The organism is Devosia sp. Root413D1 (genome assembly GCF_001425235.1).
Taxonomy (GTDB): Bacteria; Pseudomonadota; Alphaproteobacteria; order Rhizobiales; family Devosiaceae; genus Devosia_A.
The window spans coordinates 559,354-584,249 of record NZ_LMEA01000011.1; the positions used below are offsets into that span (position 1 = coordinate 559,354).

A 24,896-nucleotide genomic window follows, 5' to 3' on the forward strand; every position below is an offset into this window, starting at 1 on the left:
CCCAGCTTTCGCTGGGATGACACCGAGTTTGATGGGGGCCATAGTGCCCCACCCATTTCCCTCCGGACTTTCAAAGTCCGAGCCGTGGCATCCCTGCCCTGGCAACTGCACAGAACCGCCCCCCTGCGCATGCCCCGATTTTGCCCGCTTTCCGGCGTTGCTGCTCGCCAACAAGAACAACAACAGCCGGAGTCTCCCGATGCGTATCGCCCTTCTCGCCCTCAGCCTCGTTGCCGCCAGCCTGGCGGTGCTGCCCGCCGAGGCTGCGTCGCGTGGTACGGCGCGGGCTTCGGCCGATATCCCGGTGCGCAGCGGGCCGGGCGCCGGCTACCGCACCATCGGCACGCTGCCCAAGGGTAGCCAGGTGCAGTTGCAGCGCTGCACCAGGGACTCCAACTGGTGCCTGTTCCTCGGCAGGGATGGCGAGCCGGCCGGCTGGGTGCGCGGCTCCTATCTCGTCGGTTCCGGCGCCAAGCTCGAGGTCACGCCCTACAAGTTCGAAGGCTTCGATCCGCTCGATCCGATCGATACCTGCGACGACGACGACAACAGCATCTTCTGCTGGTAGGCGCCGCCGCCCTCAGGCGCCACCTTTGCCGCCACAATGATGAACAGATTCCGCGCAAGGCGCGAAATCATTCTACATGTACAAGGGTTTCAGCTTCGGTTCAGGCACATCCTTCTAACTTCACGGTCAAGGCAGTAACGCCAACCCACGAAACGAAGGAAACCGAAGATGTCTTTCCGCACTCTGAAAACCGCCGCTCTCGCCACTCTCGTCGTTATCGCCACTGCTGGCGTTTCGATGGCCGCCCAGTACGCCTGGGTCGAGAACAACACCAAGGTGAAAAAGTTTCACCAGCAGGCCTCGCAGAACGTCAACTGGGTCCAGGCCGGCCAGAAGGTGAAGATCGTCGGCCAGTGGAACAACTGGTACAAGCTGCAGATCCCGGGCCAGGACGGCTGGGTGAAGGGCAACGTGCTCGATTTCGCCCAGCAGTATCCGTTCCCCGGCTACGGCTATGGCTACGGCGGCTCGTTCTGCATCAACGGCCAGAACGCCTCGTTCTGCCTGAGCGGCGGCTACTAATATCCGGGGCGGCTTCGCCGATAGGCGAAACGCTCCGGCTCTTCCCCCCTCAACCCCATTCGGGTTGATCTCCTCGGCGCCTCCGGGACCTCCCCCCGGAGGCGCTTTGTTTTCCGGGGGTTTCGGACTGCCGGGGTTTCAGGCTGCGTTCAGGTTGGGCCTGTTACACCTCATGACAAGGCAGCGATGCCACTAGCGACTTCAACGACTCCAACCAAGGATCCCATCATGTTCATCACCAGCATCAAGACCGCGGCTCTGGCCACCGCCATCGTCCTCGCCACTGCCGGCGCCTCCATGGCCGCCACCTGGGCCTATGTCGACCAGGACGCGAACGTCCGCAAGAACCACCAGAACGGCTCGCAGCCGATCAACACCGTCTACGAAGGCGACAAGGTGAAGGTCATCGGCCAGTGGAAGAACTGGTACAAGGTGCAGATCCCCGGCCCGGATGGCTGGGTGAAGGCGGGCGTGCTCGATTTCGACTATTACGATGACGGCCCGGTCTACCCGGTCAAGCCCGGCTACGGTTACGGCTTCGGCAGCAGCTTCTGCGTCGACGGCAAGAACGCCCAGTTCTGCCTCGGCACCAGCTACTAACCGGGCGGCTTCGCCGTTAGGCGAAACGCTCCGGCCCCAGGGGCGGCTTCGCCACTTCGGCGAAACGCTCCCTCGGGCGGCTTCGCCGCCAGGCGAAGCCCCTACCCCATCGGCTGTCAGCTCAGCCGACCGCAAAGCGCTCCCGGGACCTCCCCCCGGGAGCGCTTTCGTTTACCAGCGGTTAACACCTCTCCACCCGGCAACGCAGCGTTTCGGGCCTCTCGCGCGTTACTCACCTCAAGTTACTCCCCTCCAAAAGGAGTCCGGCATGTCACCAGCTCGCGTCGCCCTCTCAGTCCTTGCCACCCTTGCCGGCCTCGGCCTCGGCATCGCGCCGGCCAGCGCCGGCGGCGCCGTGGCGTCGACCGTCGTCAATGTCCGCGCCGGCCCGGGTGGCAGCCATCCAGTTATTGCCGTGCTCGCGCCTGGCGAGCGGGTCCGCATCGATCATTGCCGCGGTCCGTGGTGCCTCGTCCGCCAATCCGGCCCGGATGGCTGGGTCGATGCCAACTACCTCACCACGCCGCGTCATTACGCCCGGCATGGCTTCGTCGCAGAGGTCGAGCACGACAGCGGCAGCTATGCTGGCGGCTACTATGGCGGCGAGCGCTACTATGACAACTACACGTTCCTCGAGCGGCCGCACCAACGGTACCGTGAGTATGATTTCTACGGCGACATCATCTGCATCCACGGCCGCTATGCGCAGGTCTGCCCCCGCAACTGAGTGAGGCAACCCAAGGGCGCAACTGTTCATTTTCGGTTCAGGAAACCCGGAGCAGGTTGGCGGCGTTTGGGGATATCGAGATCACGTTACCTCCCGAAAGGACCCGTCATGCCCCTCCGTCACATCGCCATCGGCCTTGCCAGCGCGCTGTTCGCGCTCGCCGCCGGCGCCAGCGCGGCCAGCGCCGCCACCGCCTATGCCTCCTCGACCGTCAATGTCCGCGCCGGCGCCGGGACCGGCTATGCGGTCGTCGGCGTGCTGCGCCCGGGCCAGCGGGTCGAGATCGACTATTGCAAGGGCGCCTGGTGCCTCATCGAGCAGCGCGGCCCGGATGGCTGGGTGAACGCCAACTACCTCAATGCGGATCGCTACCGCGATCGCGATTATTACGACGACGACTATTACGATGACTACGATGACGGCTTCTATCTGGAGCGCCCGCGCTACCGCGCTCGCCCGATCTATCCGTTCTATCGCAGCCAGGCCTGCTTCGGCCGGCCCAACGTGTCGTTCTGCTTCAGCAACTGACCCGCTTGCCGGGCGCTGTGACGCGGCCTATTTAGTTTCGACGACACAGCGCCCGGTGCCCCATGGCCACGCAGCAGATGAAGCCTTACGTGAAGCTCGCCTCCACCCTCGCCAGCGTGGGCCTGGGCATCTTCTTCATTGAACGCTTCGGACTGACCGAGCTGCAGAAGAACGGCACCGTGCACATCGACGGCACGATCCTGTCGATCATGGTGCTCGCCCCGATCGTGCTGGTCATTGCCGGCGCCGTTGTCTTCATGGTCGGCAAGATGCGGCGGCTGTAGGGCTGTTCACTGCCCCTCTCCGAGATCTGCACAGTTGGCGCCCCTATCGTCCCCTCGCCCCTCTGGGGAGAGGGTCAGGGTGAGGGGCGCCAAGCACACCACATGAGCAGTTATCACCTGCGCGGTAGGCCACCCCAGGCCGTGGGTCCCGCGCGCTTGGCGCCCCTCACCCCCGCCCTCTCCCCAGAGGGGCGAGGGGGCGCGGTGGCACCGCCGGCGGTCTCCGCCTCACTCCACCCGCAGCCGCTCGACGTCGATCCCCCGCGCCACGAGCGGCTCGCGCATGCGGCGGCCCATGAATTCGTTGACACCGTAGAGCGCCAGCGCCGCCACCAGCAGCACGATACCGAAGCCGCGCGTCCCCTCTTCGGTGCCGATGGCGATCGCCGCCAGCACCGCGGCGGCGCCACCGCCGAGCAGGATGTACCACTTGCGCTCAGCCTGCACCCGAAGGTTGCGGGCGCTCGACAGCAGCAGGTCCCTGAGCTCGAGATCGCCCATCGCCGCCAGCTCCGAGCTGCCGCCTTCGCGCCGGATCGTCTGCATATAGGCCTCGACGCGCCGCTCGATCACGTCCTGCCGCTCGGCATCGCGCCGCCCGCGGAAGAAATAGCTGCCGACAATGCCGATCAGCCCCAGCACCAGCACGACTTCCAGCAGCACAACCATCGGCCAATCCCCTTCCGCGAGGCGTCAACGCCCGTTGTGCATCAGATGTCCCTGAGGGGGTGGGGATTCAAGGGCTGGGGCGTGTGGCCCCACCCCCTCCGAGCTGCGCTAGGTCGCTACGCTCCCAAGCTTCGCTTGCCTCCCCCATCAAGGGGGAGGTGGGGTCCTGAGCTTTGGCACTCCCTTGCCCCAAGCACCGAACGGCACCTCCCCCTTGATGGGGGAGGATGGGAGGGGGTGGGGCCACGCGCTTAACTGCATCCGATGACCACTGCCGATCCCTCAATGCGGCAGTGTCTCTTCCTCTGCCGCGGTCATCTCACCCCGCCGCCCGACCCGGCTCAGATGCCGCTCGCGCGCCATCACCACCAACCCGGCGCCGACAATGATGCCGCCGCCGATCAGCGCTGCCGGATCGATCAGGTGTCCGAACACCTGGTAGCTGAGGAAAATGCCCCAGGGCAGCGCGAAATAGTTGAACGGCTGCAGCGTGCTGGCCGGGGCCCGCGACAGCGCCACCATCATCAGCCCATGCGCCGCCGTCGACGTGACCATCACCAGCCCCATCTGCAGCATGGCGGCGAGGTCCATCGGCTGCCAGAAGAACACGCCCACTGCCGTGGTCAGCAGCAGCCCGACCACCCCGACATAGACCATGCTGGTCGCCGTAGTGTCGGCGCTCGACACTTTTCGGGTCAGCGCAATGTAGACGGCATAGCTCGCCGCTGAGAGGATGGCGAAAATCACCCCGCCATCGATCGGCAAGCCGCCCGGTCGAACGATCACCAGCGCCCCGCAGAAACCGATGAACACCGCCACCAGCCGGAACAGCCCGACCTTTTCGCCGAGGATCGGGATCGCCACCAGCGTCGCCATCAGCGGATAGACCAGCACCACCGCCTGCAGTTCGGCCAGCGGCACGGTCTTCAGCGCCATGGCGAAGAACCAGATATCGACCACCAGGAGGATCGCCCTGAGCCATTGCAGCCAGGGATATTTTGAGCGGAACGCCTCTCTGAGCGGGCCCTGCCGGCTCACCAGCACCAGCGAAAACGCCGCGAACGCCCAGAACCGCAGCATGGCGAGCTGGAACGGCGAATGCGTCTGCACCAGCGACTTGGAAACCGCGTCCTGGATACCGAAGATGACGATGGCCAGAAGGGTGAGGCCGATGCCGAGCGCGATATTGTCGGCCCGGCGGCGGGGTTGCCCGGCATGGGGCTCAGTCATGGACATACTCTGGATAGTCAAACGCCCCGGACACGCTGCCCGGGGCAAGTAACGGGAACTAGAACGCTCTCAGGGTCTGAAAGCGCGATCGATGTGGATGGCGCCAGCGCTCAGCTGCTCTTCATCGTGGCGTTCTTGATCAGCCCGGCAATGGTGGTCAGCAGGCCACCGCCAACGAGGCCGGTCAGGCCCTGCCCTGCCAGCGCGCCGATATCCATGCCGCCCGTGCCGGCTGCCGCCGCCGCGGTGCCGACCAGGCCGGAAAGCCCCGGGATCATGCCGGCCAGCCAGGTGCCGAGCCAGCCGCCGATCGCACCGGCGATGGTGTTGCCCACCGGCCCGAGATTGACCTGCTTGAGCACGGCCGCAATACCGTTGCCCCCAACGCCGCCGCCAATCAGTTGAACGAGAATCGGAATAATTGCTTCCATTGGACGCTCCTCAGATCCAGCTTTTGGAAGCCGAGTGGCCCCCAACTCGCAAGTGCGACGTTACGCCTGATTGCAGAGAGTCGGTAGTCACAAGCTTGCACGTACTTGAAGCAGCGGGGGAAATCCGGGTGGACCGGCAATTGTTGCCGCCAGCTCTGCTTGCGATACGTGCCTCACGGCTGCCCCTCGCCGGCCGACAACTTGGCGCGCCCCAACCACACAGCCGTCAATTGAAGCGGCGCGCGCGAAGCCCTATCTTCCGGCTCGACTCATGACATCCGCACCCGCACACATCCCGGCCGATTCCAGCCGTGTCGCCCTTGTCACCGGAGCCGCCGACCGCGTCGGCGCCGCTATCGCGCGCCGGCTGGCCGGCGACGGCTGGGCGGTGGTGATCCACTATCGTTCGTCAGCCGAAAAGGCCGAGGCGGTGGCGACCGAAATCCGTGCGGCCGACCTCCGCGCCGGTGGCGGCAAGGCCGCGACCATCGGCGCCGATCTTGCCGACCGCGGCCAGCGCGCCCGCCTCATCGCCGAGGCGGCGAAGCCCTTCGGCCCCCTCACCCTCCTCGTCAACAACGCTTCGAGCTTCGAGCGCGACTCCATCGCCGATCTCGATGAGAGCCTGTGGGACGCCCACTTTGCCGTCCACGCCGAGGCCCCCGCCTTCCTGTCGCGCGATTTCGCCGCCCAGCTGCCCGAGGGCAAAACCGGCAACATCATCAACATCATCGACGAGCGCGTCCTCGACCTGTCGCCGGCCTATTTCAGCTACACCCTGAGCAAAGCCGTGCTCTGGACCATGACCCGCACCCTGGCCCAGTCGCTGGCGCCGCGCATCCGGGTCAACGCCATCGGCCCCGGCCCCACCGTGCCGCCGCCGCATGTCTCGCCCGAAGCCCACCTTCGTCGCCTTACCGAGCTGCCGCTCGGCCGTGCCGCCGGGCCCGACGGCATTGCCGATGGCGTCGCCGCCATCCTCGGCCTCGACGCGATGACCGGCCAGATGATCGTCCTCGATGGCGGCGAGCATATCGAATGGCCGGCCCGCCGCGGCCCCACGCCGAGGCGCAAATGACCGAGACGCCTCCCTTGCCAACTACACCAGCAAGTCCGCCAATCTCCGGCGCCGAGGTCATCAAGACCTTCGTCAAGACCCTGCCCCCCTCACCCGGCGTCTACCGGATGTTCGACGAGGCCGGCGAGGTCGTCTATGTCGGCAAGGCGCGCAACCTCAAGGCGCGCGTTACCAACTATACCCGTCCCGAAGGCCTCGATATCCGCATCCGGCGGATGATCGAAGCGACGCGCAACATGGAGTTCGTGCGCACCGAGACGGAAGCCGAAGCGCTGCTGCTTGAAGCCAACCTGATCAAGCGCCTGAAGCCACGCTTCAACGTGCTGCTGCGCGACGACAAGAGCTTCCCCTACATCCTGATCGCCACCGAGCACGAAGCCGCCGAGCTGAAAAAGCACCGCGGCTCGCGCCGCATCAAGGGCCACTATTTCGGCCCCTTCGCCTCTGCCCTGGCAGTCAAGCGCACCATCACCGCGCTGCAGCGCGCCTTCCTGCTCCGCACCTGCTCGGACAGCTTTTACAAGGCCCGCACCCGGCCCTGCATGCTGCACCAGATCAAGCGCTGCTCGGCCCCCTGCACCGGCGAAATCTCGATGGCCGACTATAACGAGCTGGTCGAGGAAGCCCGGCAGTTCCTCTCCGGCAAGTCCAAGTCGGTACAGGACCACCTCGCCGCCGATATGAACGTCGCCGCCGAGAACCTCGATTTCGAGCGTGCCGCCCTGCTGCGCGATCGCCTCTCGGCCCTCGCGCTGGTGCAGTCGCAGGGCGACGTTGCCTCGAAATCGGTCGAGGAAGCCGACGTCTTCGCCATCGGCCACGAGGCCGGGCAGTTCTGCGTCCAGGTGTTCTTCTTCCGCGCCTACCAGAACTGGGGCAACCACGCCTTCCGGCCGCGCGCCGACGCTTCGCTCTCCGATGCCGAAGTGCTCGAGGCCTTTATCGGCCAGTTCTATGAGGATCGCACCCCGCCCAAGCAGATCCTGCTCTCGCATGAGCTGAGCGAGAAGGAGCTGATGGAGGAGGCTCTGTCGGCCCGCGCCGGCTCAAAGGTCTCGATCCAGACGCCGCAGCGCGGCGAAAAGAAGGACCTGGTCCAGCACGCGCTCAACAATGCCCGCGAGGCGCTCGGCCGCCAGCTGGCCGAAGGCGCGACGCAGAAGACTTTGCTCGAGGGCGTCGCCACGCTGTTCGGCCTCGACGAGCCGCCGCGCCGCATCGAGGTCTACGACAACTCGCACATTTCCGGCACCAACGCCGTCGGCGCCATGATCGTCGCCGGCGAAGAGGGGCTGAACAAGAAGTACTACCGCACCTTCAACATCCGCTCGACCGACATCACCCCGGGTGACGATTTCGGCATGATGCGCGAAGTGCTGACCCGCCGCTTCACCCGCCTCGCCAACGAGAGTGAGCCGGAAGCCGAAGACGAGAACACCGGTATGCCGGATTGGCCGGACGTCGTCTTCATCGATGGCGGCGCCGGCCAGCTCAATGCGGTGCGCCAGGTTATCGCCGAACTGAACCTGCAGAAGGAGGTGACCTTCATCGGCATCGCCAAGGGCGAGGAGCGCGATGCCGGCCGCGAAAAATTCTTCATGGAAGGCCGCGACGCCTTCATGCTGCCGCACCGCGATCCCGTGCTCTATTACGTCCAGCGCCTGCGCGACGAAGCCCACCGCTTCGCCATCGGCACGCATCGCGCCAAGCGCAAGAAGGACGTGATCAGGAACCCGCTCGACGAGATCGAAGGCATCGGGCCGACGCGCAAGCGCGCCCTGCTGCAGCGCTTCGGCTCCGCCAAGGCCGTCGGCCGCGCCGCCCTCGCCGACCTCGCCGAGGTCCCCGGGGTCTCCACCCAGCTGGCGCAGCAGATCTACGACCATTTTAACGGCCCCGGCTGAGCGGCGCGTGCGCAGCGTCCGGATCGCCGCCGCCCAGACCATCGAGTATCGCGAGGATATCGGCGCAGCGCTGACCTGTGTGGCCGAGCTTGCGGTCCGGGCCGAGGCCGCGGGCGCGGCGCTGCTGTGCTTTCCCGAGGGCTTTCTGCAGGGCTACCTGGTCGACGAAGCGGCGGCGCGGCGCCAGGCGCTCGATCTCGGCTCCAGCGCCTTCCAGTCCGTACTCGCCGAGCTTCCCCGTAGCGGGCCCATGCTGGTCATCGGCATGCTGGAGCTGGATGACGGGCAGCTGTTCAACACCGCCATCGTGGTGCAGCACGGCCAGCTCATCGGTCGCTACCGCAAGGCCCACCTGCTCGGCGCCGAACGGGCCTTCACCGCGGGAACGGAGAGCCCCAGCTTCGAGGTCGACGGCCTGCGCTTCGGCATCAACATCTGCTACGACACCAACTTCCCCGAGGCCGCGCGCAAGGTCGCCGATACCGGCGCTTCGCTGCTGCTCTGCGTCGCCAACAACATGCTGCGGCGCGAGACGGCGGAGACCTTCAAGCACCAGCACAACGCCATCCGCGGCGAGCGCTGCCGGGAGACCGGCCTGTGGCTGATCTCGTCCGACGTCACCGGCGAACGCGACGGCCGCGTCGCCTGGGGCCCGACCGCCGTGCTCGACCCGCACGGGCAGGTCGTGACGCAGTTGCCGCTCGATGAGCCGGGCCTGCTGTTCTTTGATCTGCCCACGGGCACCAGCCCCATCTCCCCCCATGCGGGGGAGAAAGCGATTTCTTAGGCTTGGCCCTTCGCCAAGTCTTAGAAATCGCAAGAGGGGGGATTTTGCGGGCACGGTAGCTCCCCACGGCCCCCTCTCTGGCGAAAACTAAGGACTTAGCTGCGCTAAGCCCAAGTTTTCGCTTTCTCCCCCGCCAAGGGGGAGAGTCCCGACTGATGCTTCGATGCAAGTGGAGACCACCGATCATCTCCCCCCTTGCGGGGGAGAAAGCGACTTCTTGGGCTTAGCGTTTGCTAAGTCCTAGAAATCGCAAGAGAGGCGAAGCTGGCGGGCGCGATACAAGCAACTTCCACACCCCCCAAAAACAAAAGGCGCCCACTGGGCGCCTTCGTTCATCTCATCGCTGAGAAAGCTGCTTAGTTGACCGCAGTACGGGCGACCGACTTGATGTCGTCGCGGGTGATGCCGAGGTCGCGAAGCTGGGTGTTGCTCAGCTGCGAGAGCTCACGGACTGTGCGGTTGTAGGCGGCGAACTGCGAGAGCTTCTGACGGATGTTCATTTGGTTTCCCCTTCTGTTTGGTGATGCTGATATAGGCCCACCAACCCGACCCAACCAGTAGGGTATTACGCACCCGAGCTATGCACCCTGTGCATGCCGTGCGAACCGGAGTTAAGTTTGCGTTCAGGATTGCAGGGGGTTGAGGGGAGCGCGACCGCCAAGCCATGCGTTTTCGTTCATAATGCATTCATATGACGAGCAGCCCGGCGGCAACCCTGTGGCAGATCCGTGGCTAGCCCTTGATGCCGCTCGACAGCATGATCGCCTCGGTCACCTTCTTCTGGAACACCAGGTAGACCAAAGCCACCGGCAAGCCGGCGAGCAGCGCCGCGGCCAGCCCGCCGACGCCGAAATATTGCTCGACCTGGCCGATCGCCACCGTGACATTCATCAGCGGCTCTTTCGTCACCACCAGGAACGGCCACAGGAAGGCGTTCCAGGCGCCGATGAACACGATGATCGCCAGCGCCGCCGTCACCCCCCAGTTCACCGGCAGGTAGATGCTCCACAGCACGCGGGCATGGCTGGCGCCGTCGACCTTGGCCGCCTCGCTCAGTTCTTTGGGAACGCTGTCGAAGAACTGCTTGTAGACGATCACCGCGATGGGCGCGATCAGCTGCGGCAGGATCACCCCAGCCCAGGTGTTGATCAGCTTCCAGCTGTTCATCAGCAGGAAGTGGTTCACGATCAGCGCCTGCACCGGGATCATGAAGCTCGCAAGGATCAGGTACCACAGCGCTTTGCGGCCCCAGAACTCGAGTTGCGAGATGGCGTAGCCGGCGGCGGCGCTGATGGCGATCACCACCACGGTCACCGTGCCGGAGGTCACCAGCGAGTTGAGGTACCAGAGCCCGATCGGCGTGCCGAACAGCGCCTTGGCATAGACCACCAGCCCATCGAGCGGCGCCCCATCCGCCTCTGGCGCCACCGTCGTCAGGATCGCCCAGACCAGCGGAAACGCCCAGGCCACCGCTGCAGCAACCGTCAGCAGCGCCAGCACCAACCCGGCAAGGTTCAACCGGCGGATCATTTACGCGCTCGCAGCAGCTGGAACTGCAGCACCGACACCGCGGCGACGATGACGAACAGCGCCACGGCCACGGTCGCGGCATAGCCGCCCTGGTTGCGCTGAAAGGCCAGCGTGTAGATGTACTGCACCAGCACCATCGAAGCATCGACCCGGCCACCCTGCACCAGCAGGTACACCTGGTCGAATACCTTGATCTGCATGATCAGCTGGATGGTCAGCACCAAAGCCGTCACCGGCCAGATCAGCGGCCAGGTGATACTGCGGAACTGCATCCACCGCCCTGCCCCATCGAGCTTGGCTGCCTCATAGAGCTCAGCCGGAATGTTCTTCAGCCCCGCCATGAACAGCAGCACGTTGAAGCCGACCGTCCACCACACGGTGATGGTCGCGGCGATCGGCAAGACGAATGGCGGCCGGCCGAGGACCCGATCCGGCAGCACCAGCTGCCCCGGCCCATAGACGAACCAGGTCCAGATCGAGGTCACCGTGGTGACAGGCAGAATGTAGGGCAGGAAGAACACCGCCATCACCACTGCCTGCCAGACCCCCTTGAGCCGCACCACCAGCATGGCGAAGCCGAGCCCCAGCAGCGTTCCCGGCACCACCGTCAGCGCCACGAAATAGGCGGTGTTGGCGACCGAGTTGCCGAAGCGCCAGTCGCGGAACAGCTTCAGGTAGTTGCTGAGCCCCACCCATTCGCCGGGCAGGATCAGCTGCCCATCGGTCAGGCTCATCGCCAGCATCTGCAGCGTCGGATAGAGGAACAAGGCTGCATAGACGATGACGAACGGCGCCACCAAAGGCAGCGCCGCGCGATTGTCCGGTTTCTTCCTGACGGGGGTGGTCATCGTCCGCGGCTTATGCGGGTTGTGACGTGGGAGATCAACGGCCATCGGCCGCTTGATAAGCGCCGCCATTCATCGAGCTGACGCACTGTAGTTACCCCAAACTCGATGTCATCCCAGCGAAAGCTGGGACCCAACTCTCCCCTGGCGCGGGCTGCGAAATGGGTTCCAGCTTTCGCTGGGTGCTAAAGCGCCGGGCCAAGCCCGATCGAAGCATTGATCGTACCCAGCATCCCCAGCCTGGTGTTGCCCACCACCACCCATTTGTGGTTGTTCGCTTGCGAACGCCCGCAAGGCGGATGCCGATATCGGAGCTATCCAATCTAGCTCCGCATAATTAGGATACTAGCTAATGGTAACAAGCGATCCAGCACACCTGATGCGCGATCTCACCCGGGACCTGCTGCTCACCGGGCGGCTGTGGCGCAAGATGGCGCGGGCCGTCGCTGCCAAGCATGGCGTGTCCGAGGCTGCCTCGGCGCCGCTGATCTGGATCGACCGTCTCGGCGAGAATGTGCGCCAGAACGCCCTCGCCGACGCCATCGGCATCGAAGGCGCCTCGCTGGTCCGGCTGATCGATGAGCTGCAGGCTTCCGGCCTCGTCACCCGCGAGCCCGACCCCACCGACCGCCGCGCCAACGCCGTCTCCCTCACCGACCGAGGACGCGAGGTCGTCGCCGAGGTCAACGAGGACGTGATGGCGCTCCGCCGCCAGGTGCTCGGCGCGCTCGACCCCGCCGACTTCGAGGCGGCGCTGCGCGTCTTCGCCGCCATCAAGACGGCGGCCGCCAGGGATGGCGGCGAGCAGTAGTATTCGACGAACGGATGAACTGAGCCCCGTGACAAGTCAGTAAAGCTCGGCTACAAACCCGCCCATGAACCTTCGCGCCGCCTATTCGTATTGGTATTTTACCACCGGAAGCCGCTGGCAGCCGAAGGGGCGCGTTTGACGTAAAACACCAAACCGAGATTTCCCAAAAAGCCGCCAGATCACCTGGCGGCTTTTTTGTCGCCGGTGCCGAGAACCCCGAGGAGCCGACGACATGCTGAAATCCACCGACGACCTGCGTATCAAACAGATCCGCGAACTCCGAACCCCCGAAGAGGTGATCCGCGAGTTCCCGCGCACCGACGCGGCGACCCGCACAGTGATCAGCTCACGCCACGCGCTGCACAACATCCTCCATGGCACGGACGATCGGCTCGCCGTCGTCGTCGGTCCCTGCTCGATCCACGATCCCAAGGCGGCGCTCGACTATGCCCGCCGCCTCGCCCCGCTCCGTGAGCGCCTGGGCGGCAGCCTCGAGATCGTCATGCGAGTCTATTTCGAAAAGCCCCGCACCACCGTCGGCTGGAAGGGCCTGATCAACGACCCCAATCTCGATGGCAGCTTCGATATCGATAACGGGCTGCGGCTCGCCCGTTCGCTGCTGCTCGAGATCAACAATCTCGGCCTGCCCGCCGGCTCCGAATTCCTCGACATGACCACCCCGCAGTTCTTTGCAGATCTGATCTCGTGGGGCGCGATCGGCGCGCGCACCACCGAGAGCCAGGTGCACCGCGAGCTCGCCTCGGGGCTGAGCTGCCCGGTCGGCTTCAAGAACGGCACCGACGGCAATGTCCGCATCGCGCTGGACGCGGTGAAATCCGCCAGCCAGCCGCACCATTTCCTGGCCGTGACCAAGTCCGGCCACTCCGCCATCGCGGCCACGACCGGCAATGACGACTGCCACATCATCCTGCGCGGCGGCAGCAAGGCGACCAACTACGATGCGCTCAGCGTCGATGCCGCCTGCAAGGAAGCCGAAAAGTCCGGCATCCGCCCGGCGGTGATGATCGACGCCAGCCACGCCAATTCGTCGAAGAAGCCGGAAAACCAGCCCATGGTGCTGGCCGAAGTCGGCGCGCAGATCGCCGCCGGCGACAAGCGGATCATCGGCGTCATGGCCGAATCCAACCTCGTCGCCGGCCGCCAGGACCTCGTACCGGGCAAGGAGCTGGTCTACGGCCAGTCGATCACCGACGGCTGCATCGACTGGGACTCGACCGTCGAGGTGCTGGAAAAGCTGGCCGAGGCCGTGGAAGAGCGGCGCCGGGTGACGGGGCAGTTGGTGGCGTAGCAGACGCCACCGAAGCCGGCAGTCGGCGACCCTCTCCCGCTTGCGGGGGAGGGGGGGACCACGCGAAAGCGTGGTGGGAGGGGGGTGCCCCACGCACTGATCGTAAGCGGACTGGGCGGAGGCCAGAGTTTGTGGCACCCCCCTCCCACCAGCCTTTCGGCTGGTCCCCCCCTCCCCCGTAAACGGGAGAGGGTCGCCGACTGCCGGCTTCGGTGGCGTCTGCTACGCCACCAACTGCCCCGTCACCCGGCGATAGCGTCTTCTCGCGGCATGCAAATTCCGCCGCAACTGATGACGCTTCCCAACCAGCTGACCATCGGCCGCATCCTCGCGATTCCGGTGATCTGCCTGTTCCTCGTTGCCGGCTGGGAGTGGCTGCGCTGGATCGCGCTGCTGCTCTACATCGCCGCCGCCGTTTCCGACTGGCTCGACGGTTTCCTCGCCCGCCGGATGAGCCTCAACTCGGCGCTCGGCAAGATGCTCGATCCGATCGCCGATAAGCTCTTGGTCGGCGCGCTGCTCATCACCTTCGCCTGGACCCGCGATCTCAACGGCTGGGACCTGATCCCGGCCATCGCGATCATGCTGCGCGAGATCTTCGTTTCGGGCCTCCGCGAATACCTCGGCAACCGCTCGATCAGCGTGCCGGTGACCTTCCTCGCCAAGTGGAAGACCACTGCCCAGCTCGTCGCGCTCGGCCTGATCATCGCCGCCCCGATGCTGCTCGGCCTCGGCTTCATCAGCCACGTGGTCCTGTGGATCGCCGGCGGGCTCACCGTCTGGACCGGATGGGAGTACCTGCGCTCCACCTGGCCGCATCTGTCGGGACCTGAACTATGAAGATCCGCTATTTCGCCTGGCTGCGCGAGCGCCTCAACCGCGGTGAGGAGGACGTTACCCCGCCGGCCGAGGTGATCACCGTCGGCGACCTGATTCAGTGGCTGAGGGATCGCGACGAAGCCGCTGATCTGGCGATGCAAAAGCCCAGTCTGATCAAGGCGGCGCTCGATACCGAGATCGTGCCGCACTCGACCCCGATCGGCAATGCCAAGGTCATCGCCCTGTTTCCGCCGATGACCGGCGGCTGACCCGTGTCGGTCCGCCTGCAGCAGGCGCCCTTCGATCCGGGCGCCGAGACCAATGCCTTCCTTGCCGCCTCGGCCGGCGCCGGCGCGGCGGTCACCTTTACCGGCCTCGTCCGCTCGCGCCCCGATGATCCGGTCAGCACGCTGACGCTCGAGAGCTACCCCGAACTGGCGGAAGCCCAGATCGGCAAGGCCATCGCCGAGGCGGTGGTGCGCTTCGGCCTCATCAAGGCGTCGGTCATCCACCGCTATGGCCAGCTCGCCGTGGGCGAGCCCATCGTCCAGGTGATGACGCTGGCCCCGCACCGCCAGGCCGCCTTCGACGGCGCCTCCTTCCTGATGGATTATCTGAAGACCGACGCCCCGTTCTGGAAGAAGGAAGCGACGCCCGAAGGCGAGCGCTGGGTCGAGGCCAAGCCCGAAGACGACGACGCCCGCGCCAAATGGAACAAGCCATGACCGACACCCGCCCACCCTTCTCGCTCGTGGGCATCGACCACGTCGTCTTCCTCGTCGACGATCTCGGCAGAGCCACCAAGTGGTACGCCGACGTGCTCGGCTGCCAGCCCGGCTATTCGTATCCGGCGCTCGGCATGGAGCAGGTCTGGTGCGGCGCCGCGCTGATCGTCCTCTGGGACATCACCCATCCGGGCGCGGCTTCCGCCATCCCGCCGGTGAAGGGCGGCCGCAATGTCGACCATGTCTGCATTGCGCTCTCGCCCTTCGATGAAGGCGCCATGCGCGCCCACCTTGCCGCGCACGGTGTCCGCATCGAGCGCGAGGCCCTGCATGGCGGGGCCCGCGGCATGGGCAACTCGTTCTATGTGCTCGATCCCTGGGGCAACAAACTCGAACTCAAAGGGCCGGCCGTCTATCCGGACGGGCGATGAGCGCCGAACCGGATTTCGCCGCCCTCGCGGCTCGCATCGTCAACGAGCGGCTCGGCTGGTCGCCTGAGCACGTCGAGCGCTTCGCCACCGGCGCCGCGCATTACGTCTTCGACGTCTCGTCTCCAGGGCGTGAATCGGTGGTGGCGCGCCTCGGCCACCCCTATCGCGCCGCGGGTCTCGCCGAGGGCGCCCGCCTGATGGCAGAGCTCCACGCGCTCGGCGTACCGCTGCCCGGGGTTATCGCCCATGGCAGCATCGATGGCTTTCCCTACATGCTGATCGAGCGGCTGCCGGGCACCGATCTCGGCAATGTCGTGACCGAGCTCACCGACCCGCAACTGCGCGCCATTGCCGAGAACGTCGCCGCCGCGCAAACCGCCGCGGCAAAGTCCCCTCCTGGCAATCGCTACGGCTATGCAGCGACGCCCGAAACCGCGCCGCACGACCGCTGGTCGAAGGAGCTCGACTCGAACTTCGCCCGCTCGGTGCAGCGCCTCACCGCCGCGGCCTTGTTCGACCCGGCGGTGCTCGCCCCGGTCGGCGCGGCGATCGAGCGGCATCGGGCCGAACTCGATACGATTCCGGCAACGCCGTTCCTCCACGATACCACCACCCGCAACGTCATCGTCAGCCCCGAAGGCGGTTTCTCCGGCATCGTCGATGTCGATGATCTCTGCTTCGGCGACCCGCGCTACGCCCCGGCGCTCACCCTTGCAGCACTCACCTCGATGCGGGGCCCCAAACACTATGTCGACTACTGGATGGATGCGGCAGGCCACCGCAACGACCACATCTTCAGCCTCTATGTGGCGCTCTTCCTGCTCGACCTGATGAGCGAGCATGGCCACGTCTTCAACGGCAATGAGCAGCCGTCGACGCCGGAAGCCCGGGCCGTCCTGCTTGATGCACTGACCTTCGAAACTGCCCGCCTCGCCACCTGGAGCTGACGATGAACGAGACCGACCACAAGCATCTGCTGCGCTGCGCTGAGCTGGCGGAAACCGCGCTCAGCACCAACAATGATCCGTTCGGCTCAATCCTCGTCTCGGCCTCCGGCGAAGTGCTGTTCGAGGAGCACAACTGGGAGTCCACCGGCGATGCGACGCGGCATCCCGAGATCGATATCGCCAAATGGGCAGCGGCCAACATGAGCGCCGCCGAGCGCGCCGTCGCCACCGTCTATACCTCCGGCGAGCACTGCCCGATGTGCGCCGCAGCCCATGCCTGGGTTGGGCTCGGCCGCATCGTCTACGCCGTCTCGTCGGCGCAACTGACCGAGTGGCGCACCGCCATGGGCGATGGCCCGTCACCGGTCAACGGACTGCCGATCTCCGCCATCGCGCCGGGGTTGCCGATCGACGGCCCGGATCCGGCGCTGCAGGACCGGATGCATGACCTGCACCGGCGGCGGCACGAGATGCGGCGGGGCTGACGACTTCCACCGCCGGTGCGGGCTGCCCTCAACCCCGCCCCCTCCCCATTAAGATCGAGGCGGTGGCACCACCCCCTCCGAGCTTCGCTAGTTCGCTTGCGCTCACAAGCTGCGCTTGCCTCCCCCATCAAGGGGGAGGTGGGTCGGTGGATTGGACCAGGTCGCGCCACACACACTGGACGGCACCTCCCCCTTGATGGGGGAGGCTGGGAGGGGGTGGGGCGGCACGCGAGGTGGCGCCCTGCGCGCACGCCCCCTCACCCCACCCGCCCCCGCTCCGCCAAGAAATCCAGCAGCACCCGCACGCGCGCCGGCAAATACCCGCCCTGCCCGCTGAACACGGCGTGGAAATCCTCGAGATCGCCGGGGTTCTGCGCCTCCAGCACCGGCACCAGCCGCCCGGCGGCGAGGTCGTCGCGCACCGTGAAGGCGGCGAGCCGGGTGATGCCGACGCCGGCCACCGCCAGCTGCCGCAACGCCTCGCCATCGCTCGCCTGCAGGTTCCCCGCCACCGGCACCGAAACCAGCTTGTTGCCCTCCTTGAGCGGCCAGCCCTCGACCGTCCGCCGGTAGCAGAAGTTCAGCCGGTTATGCGCTTCGAGCTCGGCGGCGCTCGCCGGCGTGCCATGGCGTTCGAGATAGGCCGGCGCCGCGACGATCACCATGCGCGTCGCGCCGAGCTTTCGCGCCAAGAGGCTCGAGTTCTTCAGCGGCCCGGCCCGCACCGCCACATCGGTGCGCTCGGCGTAGAGATCGACGATCGCATCGGTCTGCACCACGTTGAGGCTGATACCGGGATAAAGTGCCAGGAACTCCGGCAGCAGCGGCGTCAGGATATGGGTGCCGTATGAGGCGCTGGTATTGAGCCGGATCCGCCCGGCCGGCTGCTCGGCCGCCCCGGCGCCGCGCTCCGCCTCCTCGAGATCGGCGAGAATCCTGAGGCTCGACTCGTAGAACGCCGTGCCCTCCGGCGTCAGCTGCAGCGTGCGGGTCGAGCGGCTGAGCAGCCGCGTGCCGAGCCGCGTCTCGAGCCGTGCCATCAGCTTGCTCACCGCCGAGGGCGTCATCCGCAGCGTCCGCGCGGCCGCCGAGAAGCCGCCCATATCGACCACTCGCACGAACACGTCCATCTCGCCGAAGCGGTTCACCTCATTGCGCGACATGTGAACTCAACTCACAAAAGCTGTTCCCTGAGGCAGTCTAGTTCATCGAGCCCGCGAGGTCCATTTCTGCGCCCTGACCAGTTTCCTGGGGTGTATCATGCCACTCGCTCTCTATGCGCTCACCGCCGGTGCCTTCGGCATCGGCGTCACCGAATTCGTCATCATGGGCCTGCTGCTCGAAGTCGGCGCCGATCTCGGCGTCAGCGTCGCCATGGCGGGCCTGTTGATCTCCGGCTATGCCCTCGGCGTCGTCGTCGGCGCCCCGCTCCTCACCTCGCTCACCGCCCGCTGGCCGCGCAAGACCACTTTGCTGGTGCTGATGGCGATCTTCACCCTCGGCAACATCGCCTGCGCTATCGCGCCGAGCTACGAGATGCTGATGGCGGCGCGGGTCCTGACTTCGCTCGCCCATGGCACCTTCTTCGGCGTCGGCTCGGTGGTCGCCACCAGCCTCGTTGCGCCGGATCGCCGGGCTTCCGCCATCGCGGTGATGTTCACGGGCCTCACCGTCGCCAATATCCTCGGCGTGCCGTTCGGCACCTGGCTGGGCCAGCTGACCTCGTGGCGCACCACCTTCTGGGCCGTCGCCGCCATCGGCATCGTCGCCATGCTGGTGATCACCGCCCTCGTCCCCAGGGACCAGGCCGCGCCCGAGGCCGCCGACTGGCGGGCCGACCTTCGCGCCATGCTGCGCGGGCCGGTGCTGTTCGGGCTCCTCCTCACCGTGCTCGGCTTTGGCGGCGTGTTCACTGTCTTCACCTACATCGCGCCCGCCCTCACCGAGGTCAGCGGTTTCCCCGAAGCCATGGTCTCGCCGATCCTCCTGGTGTTCGGCGGCGGCCTCGTCGTCGGCAATCTCTTGGGCGGCAAGCTCGCCGACCGGAACCTGCTGTGGAGCGTGCTCGGCACTCTTGCCGCCCTCGGCATCGTCATGCTGGCGATGAGTTTCGCCCTGCCTAACCCGATCGCCGCGGTCATCGCAGTTGGCCTCCTCGGTGCGGCCGGCTTCGCCACCGTGGCGCCGCTGCAGCTCTGGGTGCTGGAAAAGGCCGGCGGGGCCGGCACCAGTCTCGCCTCCTCGCTCAACATCGCCGCCTTCAACCTCGGCAACGCGCTCGGCGCCTGGCTCGGCGGCGTCGCCCTCGAACAGGGGCTTGGGCTCACCGCCCTGCCACTGGTCGGCGCCGTGCTGCCGCTGCTCGCGCTGGCGCTGCTGCTGGTCAGCCTGCTGCTCCGCCGCCACGCCCCACTCGTCCCCTCCAACTGAAAGTCGATATCATGGATTACCGCACTCTCGGGGCCTCGGGCCTGAAGGTCCCTGCCCTCAGCTTCGGCGCCGGCACCTTTGGCGGCTCCGGCCCGCTGTTCAGCCACTGGGGCACCTCCGACGAAGCCGAAGCCCGGCGCCTCGTCGATATCTGCCTCGAGGCCGGCGTCACCCTGTTCGACACCGCCGACGTCTATTCCGACGGTGCTTCCGAACGGGTGCTGGGCGCCGCCCTCAAGGGCCGCCGGCACCAGGCGCTGATCTCCACCAAGACCGGCCTGCCGATGGGCGATGGCCCGACCGAAGCCGGCACCTCTCGTGCCCGGCTGATCGGGAGCGTCGACGCCGCGCTCACCCGCCTCGGCACCGACTATATCGATCTGTTGCAGCTGCACGCCTTCGACGCCGCGACGCCGGTGGCGGAAACCCTTGGCACGCTCGATGACCTCGTCCGCGCCGGCAAGCTCCGCTATATCGGCGTTTCCAACTTCGCCGGCTGGCAGCTGATGAAATCGCTCGATCTCTCGCACCGGCACGGCTGGTCTCGCTACGTGGCGCACCAGGTCTACTACTCGCTGCTCGGCCGCGATTACGAATGGGAGCTGATGCCGCTCGGGCTCGACCAGGGCGTCGGCGCGCTGGTCTGGAGCCCGCTCGGCTGGGGCCGGCTCACGGGAAAGCTTCGCCGCGGCCAGCCCCTGCCCGAAGGCAGCCGACTGCACAACACCGCCGAGTTCGGCCCGCCGGTCGACGACGAAAAGCTCTATGCCATCGTCGACGTGCTGGACGAGATCGCTGCGGAGACCGGCAGGACCATCCCGCAGATCGCCCTCAACTGGCTGCTGCAGCGCCCGACGGTGTCCTCGGTGATCATCGGCGCCCGCAACGAGGAGCAGTTGCGCCAGAACCTTGGCGCCATCGGCTGGTCGCTCGATGCCGGCCAGATCGCCCGGCTCGACGCGGCGAGTGCGGTCACGCCTTCGTATCCGCGCTTTCCGTATTACCGGCAGGCCGGCTTCCAGCGCCTCGATCCGCCGGCGGTGTGATGGAGCCAAACCACCAGTTGAGCTACCGAGCGATCACAGGTGGATGATCGCTGGAGTGATCGAGCTAACCCACCACATTCGCCCCATCCACGATGGTGGGTGGGGAAGGACCCGGGGCCCCCTGGGGAGGCAAAAACAAAAGGCCCGCTGAATCAGCGGGCCTTCAAACTTCGATACAAACCAAAAGCTTACTCGGCTGCGACCTTCTTCGGGGTCACGGCTTCCGCGTAAGCGTTGATCAGCGTGGTGCAGGCCTTGGCCGGCTTGAACTTGTACTCGCCGATCTCGCTGACCGGAGTCACTTCCGCCGCCGTGCCGGTGAGGAAGCATTCCTCGAAATCCGCCAGCTCTTCCGGCTTGATGTGGCGTTCGACCACCTTGTAGCCGTTCTCGCGCGCCAGCTGGATCAGCGTCTGCCGGGTGATGCCGTTGAGGAAGCAATCCGGGGTCGGCGTGTGGATTTCGTCGCCCTTGACGAAGAACACGTTGGCGCCGGTGGCTTCGGCGACGAGCCCGCGATAGTCGAGCATCAGCGCGTCGGCATAGCCATTGGCCATCGCCGCGTCCTTCGACAGCGTGCAGATCATGTAAAGGCCGGCGGCCTTGGCCGAAGACGGGATGGTCTCCGGGCTCGGGCGCTTCCAGCGGCTCCATTCGAGGCGGATGCCTTTCAGCTTTTCCTCGACCGAGAAATAGCTCGGCCACACCCACGCGGCGATGGCGAGGTGCACCTTGTTGTTGCGGCCGGGAACCGACAGTTCCTCCGAGCCGCGCCAGGCCACGGGGCGGACATAGGCATCGACGAGGCCGTTCTTTTCGAGCACCAGGCGCTTGGCTGCCTCGATCTCATCGACCGAATATGGGATGGTGAAATCCAGCGTCTTGCCGCTCTGGATCAGGCGCTCGCTGTGCTGGCGCGACTTGAAGATCTCGCCACCATAGGCGCGCTCGCCCTCGAACACCGAGCTCGCATAGTGCAGCCCGTGCGTCAGCACGTGGATCTTGGCGTCCTTCCAGGGAACCAACTGACCATCAAACCAGATCCAGCCTTCACGCTGGTCCATTGGCAAGCCTGCCATCTCAATCTCCCACTCGTCTGGTGCGGCCCTTCGGGTCCGCCGTGTTGTTGCCTGTGATCCTGCCCCACCGGCTTGCTATTGGCAAACCGGAACGGCTTTGGGATAAGGCAAAGAGCTGTGTTTTCGATGGGGTGATGATGGCATCGGGCAAAATAAATGTCAACAAGGCTGACATAAATTTGGCGCAGGCCGGCGAGCCTGCCATGCCGCTCGACGTCATGGGCTTGTTCTTCTTCGCTTACCGGGACTTCGTCGGCGATGCTGATGCACTGCTTGAACGGCAGGGGTTCGGCCGCGCCCACCACCGGGTGCTTTATTTCGTCAACCTCAGGCCCGGCATGCCCGTTGCCGACCTGCTCGATATCCTGAAGATCACCAAGCAGAGCCTCGCTCGGGTGCTGCGCCAGCTGGTCGACAATGGCTATGTCGAGCAGAAAACCGGCGAGACGGACCGCCGCCAGCGCCTGCTCTATGCCACCGAGAAAGGCCGCGGCCTGTTCGAGACCCTCTCGGCCACCCAGACCAGCCGCATCGAAGCCGCCATCGCCGCCCTGCCCCCCGAAGGCAAGCGCACCGTGCTGCGGTTCTTCGTCGGCATGGTCGAACCGGAAGATCGCGGGTTGCTGGATCGGCTGAAGCTCACCGAAGAGCTGTAGCCTACTGAGCTCCCGGTTGCCGATAGCCGACAGTTTGCGCACGGCTCAGCGCGGCCAGGGTCTCCTCCACCGTCAGCAGTGGCGTCGTCTCGAATTCGGCCACCGCGCCTCCGCCTCCGATGGCAATAGCCACGGCGGCCATGGCAACATTATTGGGCGCCTCCCACAGGTTGTACCCATCATGCGCCCCGAACGCGTACCAGAAGCCGTGCAGCTTGCCGCCTACGGATTCGATGTACTTGCGTGCAGCCTCGCGGCGGTCTTCCGGATTCTTCGTCAGTCGCGCCCAAGTCTCCGGCGTGTAGCTGAAGCGTGTCAGATAGAGTGCCATGGCTGAGCTCCTCGGCTCTTTCCCAAAACACTCAACCTTACAACCCTTGGCACGCCGAGGGTATGGACGAACTCAGGGTGTGGACGGTACCGCTGTCACCACCGGCGCCGTCAGTTCACCTTGCAGCCGCGGTCGTCTTCTTCTTGTTTGATCGCTTCGATCTCGCGCCGCTCGGCCTTGGAGAATTTGGGCTTCCTGGTCCAGCAATCGTCGTTGTCGAAATATTCCTGGGCGAGCTCGGTCGAGAAGCAGTAGCCATTGTCGTCGTAGATGGTGTTGCGCGCCATCCAGAGGTCGAAGCACGACTCGGCCAGGGTCTGGCCAGTCATCGCGCCCAGCAGGCCGAAGGCCAGCACGGCTGGGAGAATGCGTTTCACCTCAATCCCCTCCTTCATCTTTCCCTTGGGCGAACCGGCATCTCAGCGATCCCCAATTGGGAGAGGATCATCCTACATCAGCTTCTTGCCGTTGGGCACGCCACGCTCGACGGCGGCGAGGACGATAGCACCATCTGCGTCCTCGTAGCCCAGCGTCAGCACCTCGCTGCGCACCGGGCCGATCTGGCGGGGCGGGAAATTGACCACCGCCATCACCTGGCGGCCAACCAGCGTTTCCGGCGTATAGTGCACGGTGATCTGCGCCGAGCTCTTCCTGATCCCGAGCTCCGGCCCGAAATCGATCAGCAGGATATAGGCGGGCTTCCTCGCCTCGGGGAATGCCCGGGCTTCGACGACGGTGCCGACGCGGATATCGACCTGCTCGAACTCGGCATAGGTGATCTCAGCCATCTACCCGCACCGACTTTCAGGCCCGCCCGAGTTCTTCCGAGCGCTGCCGCGCCGCGCGCACCGCCCGGTCGAGCAGCGGCTCGAGCCCGTCGGGCGCCATCAGCACCTGCAGCGCTGCGTAGGTTGTGCCCTTGGGCGAGGTGACGTTCTCGCGCAGCGTGCCGGCCGGCGAGGGATCGGCATCCATCAGCGCCGCGGCGCCGGTGACCGTCGCCCGCGCCAGTTGCATCGCCTGCTCTTCGTCGAACCCCTGGCGCCGCGCCGCGGCGGCGAGCGCCTCGACCATGTAGAACACATAGGCTGGGCCAGAGCCGGAAACCGCGGTAACGCCGTCGATCTTGGTCTCGTCGTCGAACCACATCACCTGGCCGGCGGCGCTGAGCAGCGCGTTGGCGGTTTCGCGGTCTTCCTCGGTGATCGACAGCCCCACGGCCCCGGTAATGCCCCGGCCGACCTGCGCCGGCGTATTGGGCATGGTGCGGATGACGCGTTCGGTCTGCAGCCCCTCGGACAAGCCGACCAGCGAGATACCGGCGGCGATCGACAGCACCAGCGTATAGCTGCCGACGATCGGCTGGATCTCGGCCATCACCTCGTAGATCACCTGCGGTTTCACCGCGAGCACCAGCACATGGGTCAACACGCCAAGCGGGCTCGCCTGCAGGCGAATGCCGTGCTCGGCGGCGAACTGCGTCGCGAACTCCGATGGCTGCGGGTCGCACAGCACCAGCCGGTCCGCCGGCAGACCGCCGGCGATCCAGCCGCGGGCCAGCGCGAGGCCCATCTTGCCGGCCCCGACCAGAACGACGGGGCCGATATCTGATAAATTCAAGCTTCGCCTACCGTTTCGAACATCACCTGGCTGAGCGCCTCCGAGGCGCCCTTTCCAGCCCATATCACGAACTGGAACGCCTGGTAGTAGAGATCGCAGCTGTCGGTGGCCGAGCGCAGCAGCGCCTCGCATTGCTGCGGGCTCACTTCGGCGCCGCCGGTGAGCAGGTGCGAGTTGCGGAACAGCACCACGCCTTCATGGTTCCACATGTCGAAATGGCCGATCCACAGCTGCTCGTTGATCAGCGAAATCAGCTGCTTCACTTCGGTGCGGCGGGTGTCCGGCACCTTCAGGTCGAAGGCCGCCGCGATGTGCAGCGACTCGAGGTCTTCCATCCAGTTGAAGGACACGTGGTAATCGGCCCAGTTCCCGCGCACCGAAATGGAGATTTCGTCGGCGTCCTGCCGCTCGAAGTTCCAGTCGTTGATCGAAGCGATATGCTCGATGATGTCGACCGGATGCACCGTGCGGTCCGGTTCCAGTTCCAGAAGGTGTGCCATTGGC

At 65.9% G+C, this 24,896-nt stretch carries 33 protein-coding genes; 20 read left to right on the forward strand and 13 right to left on the reverse strand.

Annotation, left to right across the window (positions count from 1 at the left end; genetic code table 11):
* The first annotated feature begins 199 nt into the window (after positions 1–199).
* The 6 genes from ASC89_RS20060 to ASC89_RS20085 all read left to right on the forward strand — a co-directional run bounded on the left by ASC89_RS20060 (position 200) and on the right by ASC89_RS20085 (position 3,229).
* On the forward strand, positions 200–568 hold the full coding sequence (locus ASC89_RS20060; RefSeq protein WP_162247969.1) for an SH3 domain-containing protein: 369 nt from the start codon (positions 200–202) through the stop codon (positions 566–568).
* 168 nt (positions 569–736) lie between these two features.
* Positions 737–1,090, forward strand: coding sequence for an SH3 domain-containing protein (locus ASC89_RS20065; RefSeq protein ID WP_056001105.1), 354 nt, complete (start codon positions 737–739; stop codon positions 1,088–1,090).
* Between the two features lie 228 nt (positions 1,091–1,318).
* Complete coding sequence (locus ASC89_RS20070) at positions 1,319–1,690, forward strand: SH3 domain-containing protein (RefSeq protein WP_056001108.1); 372 nt, start codon at positions 1,319–1,321, stop codon at positions 1,688–1,690.
* 268 nt (positions 1,691–1,958) lie between these two features.
* On the forward strand, positions 1,959–2,417 hold the full coding sequence (locus tag ASC89_RS28725) for an SH3 domain-containing protein (RefSeq protein ID WP_056001111.1): 459 nt from the start codon (positions 1,959–1,961) through the stop codon (positions 2,415–2,417).
* A gap of 108 nt (positions 2,418–2,525) precedes the next feature.
* Positions 2,526–2,945, forward strand: a complete 420-nt coding sequence (locus ASC89_RS20080) for an SH3 domain-containing protein (protein WP_056001114.1) — start codon at positions 2,526–2,528, stop codon at positions 2,943–2,945.
* Between the two features lie 62 nt (positions 2,946–3,007).
* Positions 3,008–3,229: a hypothetical protein gene (locus tag ASC89_RS20085; RefSeq protein WP_056001117.1), complete on the forward strand. Its 222-nt coding sequence runs from the start codon at positions 3,008–3,010 to the stop codon at positions 3,227–3,229.
* A gap of 228 nt (positions 3,230–3,457) precedes the next feature.
* Here ASC89_RS20085 and ASC89_RS20090 read toward each other — a convergent pair whose 3' ends face one another.
* The 3 genes from ASC89_RS20090 to ASC89_RS20100 form a co-directional block, all read right to left on the reverse strand.
* A complete protein-coding gene (locus tag ASC89_RS20090) occupies positions 3,458–3,898 on the reverse strand; it encodes a hypothetical protein (RefSeq protein ID WP_056001119.1) in 441 nt (146 codons plus the stop codon).
* A gap of 282 nt (positions 3,899–4,180) precedes the next feature.
* Positions 4,181–5,128, reverse strand: coding sequence for a DMT family transporter (locus ASC89_RS20095; protein WP_056001122.1), 948 nt, complete (start codon positions 5,126–5,128; stop codon positions 4,181–4,183).
* 110 nt (positions 5,129–5,238) lie between these two features.
* On the reverse strand, positions 5,239–5,559 hold the full coding sequence (locus ASC89_RS20100) for a hypothetical protein (protein WP_056001124.1): 321 nt from the start codon (positions 5,557–5,559) through the stop codon (positions 5,239–5,241).
* A 271-nt stretch (positions 5,560–5,830) separates the two neighbouring features.
* Between ASC89_RS20100 and ASC89_RS20105 the strand changes: the two genes are divergently transcribed.
* The 3 genes from ASC89_RS20105 to ASC89_RS20115 are packed head-to-tail and all read left to right on the forward strand — an operon-like array spanning position 5,831 to position 9,328.
* Positions 5,831–6,637 carry an SDR family oxidoreductase gene (locus ASC89_RS20105; protein ID WP_056001127.1) on the forward strand — a complete coding sequence of 269 codons (807 nt, stop codon included), beginning with the start codon at positions 5,831–5,833 and terminating at the stop codon, positions 6,635–6,637.
* Positions 6,598–8,541, forward strand: coding sequence for an excinuclease ABC subunit UvrC (uvrC, locus tag ASC89_RS20110; RefSeq protein ID WP_156384695.1), 1,944 nt, complete (start codon positions 6,598–6,600; stop codon positions 8,539–8,541). Before ASC89_RS20105 ends, uvrC begins: the two co-directional genes overlap by 40 nt.
* 7 nt (positions 8,542–8,548) lie before the next feature.
* Positions 8,549–9,328, forward strand: a complete 780-nt coding sequence (locus tag ASC89_RS20115) for a carbon-nitrogen hydrolase family protein (RefSeq protein WP_056001130.1) — start codon at positions 8,549–8,551, stop codon at positions 9,326–9,328.
* 356 nt (positions 9,329–9,684) lie between these two features.
* Here ASC89_RS20115 and ASC89_RS28235 read toward each other — a convergent pair whose 3' ends face one another.
* From ASC89_RS28235 to ASC89_RS20125, 3 genes are all read right to left on the reverse strand, one after another.
* On the reverse strand, positions 9,685–9,828 hold the full coding sequence (locus ASC89_RS28235; RefSeq protein ID WP_082434123.1) for a DUF1127 domain-containing protein: 144 nt from the start codon (positions 9,826–9,828) through the stop codon (positions 9,685–9,687).
* 232 nt (positions 9,829–10,060) lie between these two features.
* A complete protein-coding gene (locus tag ASC89_RS20120) occupies positions 10,061–10,858 on the reverse strand; it encodes a carbohydrate ABC transporter permease (RefSeq protein ID WP_056001133.1) in 798 nt (265 codons plus the stop codon).
* Positions 10,855–11,706, reverse strand: a complete 852-nt coding sequence (locus ASC89_RS20125) for a carbohydrate ABC transporter permease (protein WP_056001959.1) — start codon at positions 11,704–11,706, stop codon at positions 10,855–10,857. Before ASC89_RS20125 ends, ASC89_RS20120 begins: the two co-directional genes overlap by 4 nt.
* A 376-nt stretch (positions 11,707–12,082) precedes the next feature.
* Between ASC89_RS20125 and ASC89_RS20130 the strand changes: the two genes are divergently transcribed.
* From ASC89_RS20130 to ASC89_RS20165, 8 genes are all read left to right on the forward strand, one after another.
* The gene (locus ASC89_RS20130; protein WP_244488506.1) at positions 12,083–12,514 is read left to right on the forward strand and encodes a MarR family winged helix-turn-helix transcriptional regulator; all 432 of its coding nucleotides are present in this window, start codon (positions 12,083–12,085) and stop codon (positions 12,512–12,514) included.
* Positions 12,515–12,746: 232 nt separating this feature from the next.
* A complete protein-coding gene (locus ASC89_RS20135; protein WP_056001136.1) occupies positions 12,747–13,823 on the forward strand; it encodes a 3-deoxy-7-phosphoheptulonate synthase in 1,077 nt (358 codons plus the stop codon).
* Between the two features lie 270 nt (positions 13,824–14,093).
* Positions 14,094–14,663 (forward strand): CDP-diacylglycerol--glycerol-3-phosphate 3-phosphatidyltransferase, encoded by a 570-nt coding sequence (gene pgsA / locus ASC89_RS20140; RefSeq protein WP_056001139.1) that lies wholly within the window; start codon positions 14,094–14,096, stop codon positions 14,661–14,663.
* Positions 14,660–14,911, forward strand: coding sequence for a MoaD/ThiS family protein (locus ASC89_RS20145; RefSeq protein WP_055880686.1), 252 nt, complete (start codon positions 14,660–14,662; stop codon positions 14,909–14,911). The genes pgsA and ASC89_RS20145 overlap by 4 nt, the downstream gene beginning before the upstream one ends.
* 3 nt (positions 14,912–14,914) lie before the next feature.
* Entirely contained in the window at positions 14,915–15,367 is a 453-nt protein-coding gene (locus ASC89_RS20150; protein WP_056001142.1) for a molybdenum cofactor biosynthesis protein MoaE, read from the forward strand.
* A complete protein-coding gene (locus ASC89_RS20155) occupies positions 15,364–15,798 on the forward strand; it encodes a VOC family protein (RefSeq protein ID WP_056001145.1) in 435 nt (144 codons plus the stop codon). The genes ASC89_RS20150 and ASC89_RS20155 overlap by 4 nt, the downstream gene beginning before the upstream one ends.
* On the forward strand, positions 15,795–16,745 hold the full coding sequence (locus ASC89_RS20160; protein ID WP_056001148.1) for a phosphotransferase family protein: 951 nt from the start codon (positions 15,795–15,797) through the stop codon (positions 16,743–16,745). The genes ASC89_RS20155 and ASC89_RS20160 overlap by 4 nt, the downstream gene beginning before the upstream one ends.
* A gap of 2 nt (positions 16,746–16,747) precedes the next feature.
* Positions 16,748–17,230, forward strand: a complete 483-nt coding sequence (locus ASC89_RS20165; protein ID WP_056001150.1) for a nucleoside deaminase — start codon at positions 16,748–16,750, stop codon at positions 17,228–17,230.
* Positions 17,231–17,487: 257 nt separating this feature from the next.
* Here the strand turns inward: ASC89_RS20165 and ASC89_RS20170 are convergent, their stop codons facing one another.
* Positions 17,488–18,393, reverse strand: a complete 906-nt coding sequence (locus ASC89_RS20170; RefSeq protein ID WP_056001153.1) for a LysR substrate-binding domain-containing protein — start codon at positions 18,391–18,393, stop codon at positions 17,488–17,490.
* Between the two features lie 97 nt (positions 18,394–18,490).
* Here ASC89_RS20170 and ASC89_RS20175 point away from each other — a divergent pair, with 97 nt between their 5' ends.
* Together ASC89_RS20175 and ASC89_RS20180 are read left to right on the forward strand one after the other, a co-directional pair.
* Entirely contained in the window at positions 18,491–19,660 is a 1,170-nt protein-coding gene (locus ASC89_RS20175) for an MFS transporter (RefSeq protein ID WP_056001156.1), read from the forward strand.
* Positions 19,661–19,671: 11 nt separating this feature from the next.
* Positions 19,672–20,706, forward strand: a complete 1,035-nt coding sequence (locus tag ASC89_RS20180) for an aldo/keto reductase (RefSeq protein WP_056001160.1) — start codon at positions 19,672–19,674, stop codon at positions 20,704–20,706.
* A gap of 188 nt (positions 20,707–20,894) precedes the next feature.
* Here the strand turns inward: ASC89_RS20180 and ASC89_RS20185 are convergent, their stop codons facing one another.
* Positions 20,895–21,785 carry a branched-chain amino acid aminotransferase gene (locus ASC89_RS20185; protein ID WP_056001163.1) on the reverse strand — a complete coding sequence of 297 codons (891 nt, stop codon included), beginning with the start codon at positions 21,783–21,785 and terminating at the stop codon, positions 20,895–20,897.
* A gap of 203 nt (positions 21,786–21,988) precedes the next feature.
* Here ASC89_RS20185 and ASC89_RS20190 point away from each other — a divergent pair, with 203 nt between their 5' ends.
* Positions 21,989–22,441: a MarR family winged helix-turn-helix transcriptional regulator gene (locus tag ASC89_RS20190; protein WP_055881282.1), complete on the forward strand. Its 453-nt coding sequence runs from the start codon at positions 21,989–21,991 to the stop codon at positions 22,439–22,441.
* A 1-nt stretch (position 22,442) separates the two neighbouring features.
* On the opposite strand, the gene ASC89_RS20195 is transcribed toward ASC89_RS20190, so the two are convergent.
* The 5 genes from ASC89_RS20195 to ASC89_RS20215 form a co-directional block, all read right to left on the reverse strand.
* Positions 22,443–22,772 (reverse strand): GYD domain-containing protein, encoded by a 330-nt coding sequence (locus ASC89_RS20195; protein ID WP_056001166.1) that lies wholly within the window; start codon positions 22,770–22,772, stop codon positions 22,443–22,445.
* A 110-nt stretch (positions 22,773–22,882) separates the two neighbouring features.
* The gene (locus ASC89_RS20200; RefSeq protein ID WP_162247970.1) at positions 22,883–23,149 is read right to left on the reverse strand and encodes a YARHG domain-containing protein; all 267 of its coding nucleotides are present in this window, start codon (positions 23,147–23,149) and stop codon (positions 22,883–22,885) included.
* A 72-nt stretch (positions 23,150–23,221) separates the two neighbouring features.
* Entirely contained in the window at positions 23,222–23,560 is a 339-nt protein-coding gene (locus ASC89_RS20205) for a tRNA-binding protein (protein ID WP_056001172.1), read from the reverse strand.
* A gap of 16 nt (positions 23,561–23,576) precedes the next feature.
* The gene (gene proC / locus ASC89_RS20210; RefSeq protein ID WP_082528189.1) at positions 23,577–24,392 is read right to left on the reverse strand and encodes a pyrroline-5-carboxylate reductase; all 816 of its coding nucleotides are present in this window, start codon (positions 24,390–24,392) and stop codon (positions 23,577–23,579) included.
* Positions 24,389–24,892, reverse strand: a complete 504-nt coding sequence (locus ASC89_RS20215; RefSeq protein ID WP_055880720.1) for a YbjN domain-containing protein — start codon at positions 24,890–24,892, stop codon at positions 24,389–24,391. Before ASC89_RS20215 ends, proC begins: the two co-directional genes overlap by 4 nt.
* Between the last annotated feature and the right edge of the window lie 4 nt (positions 24,893–24,896).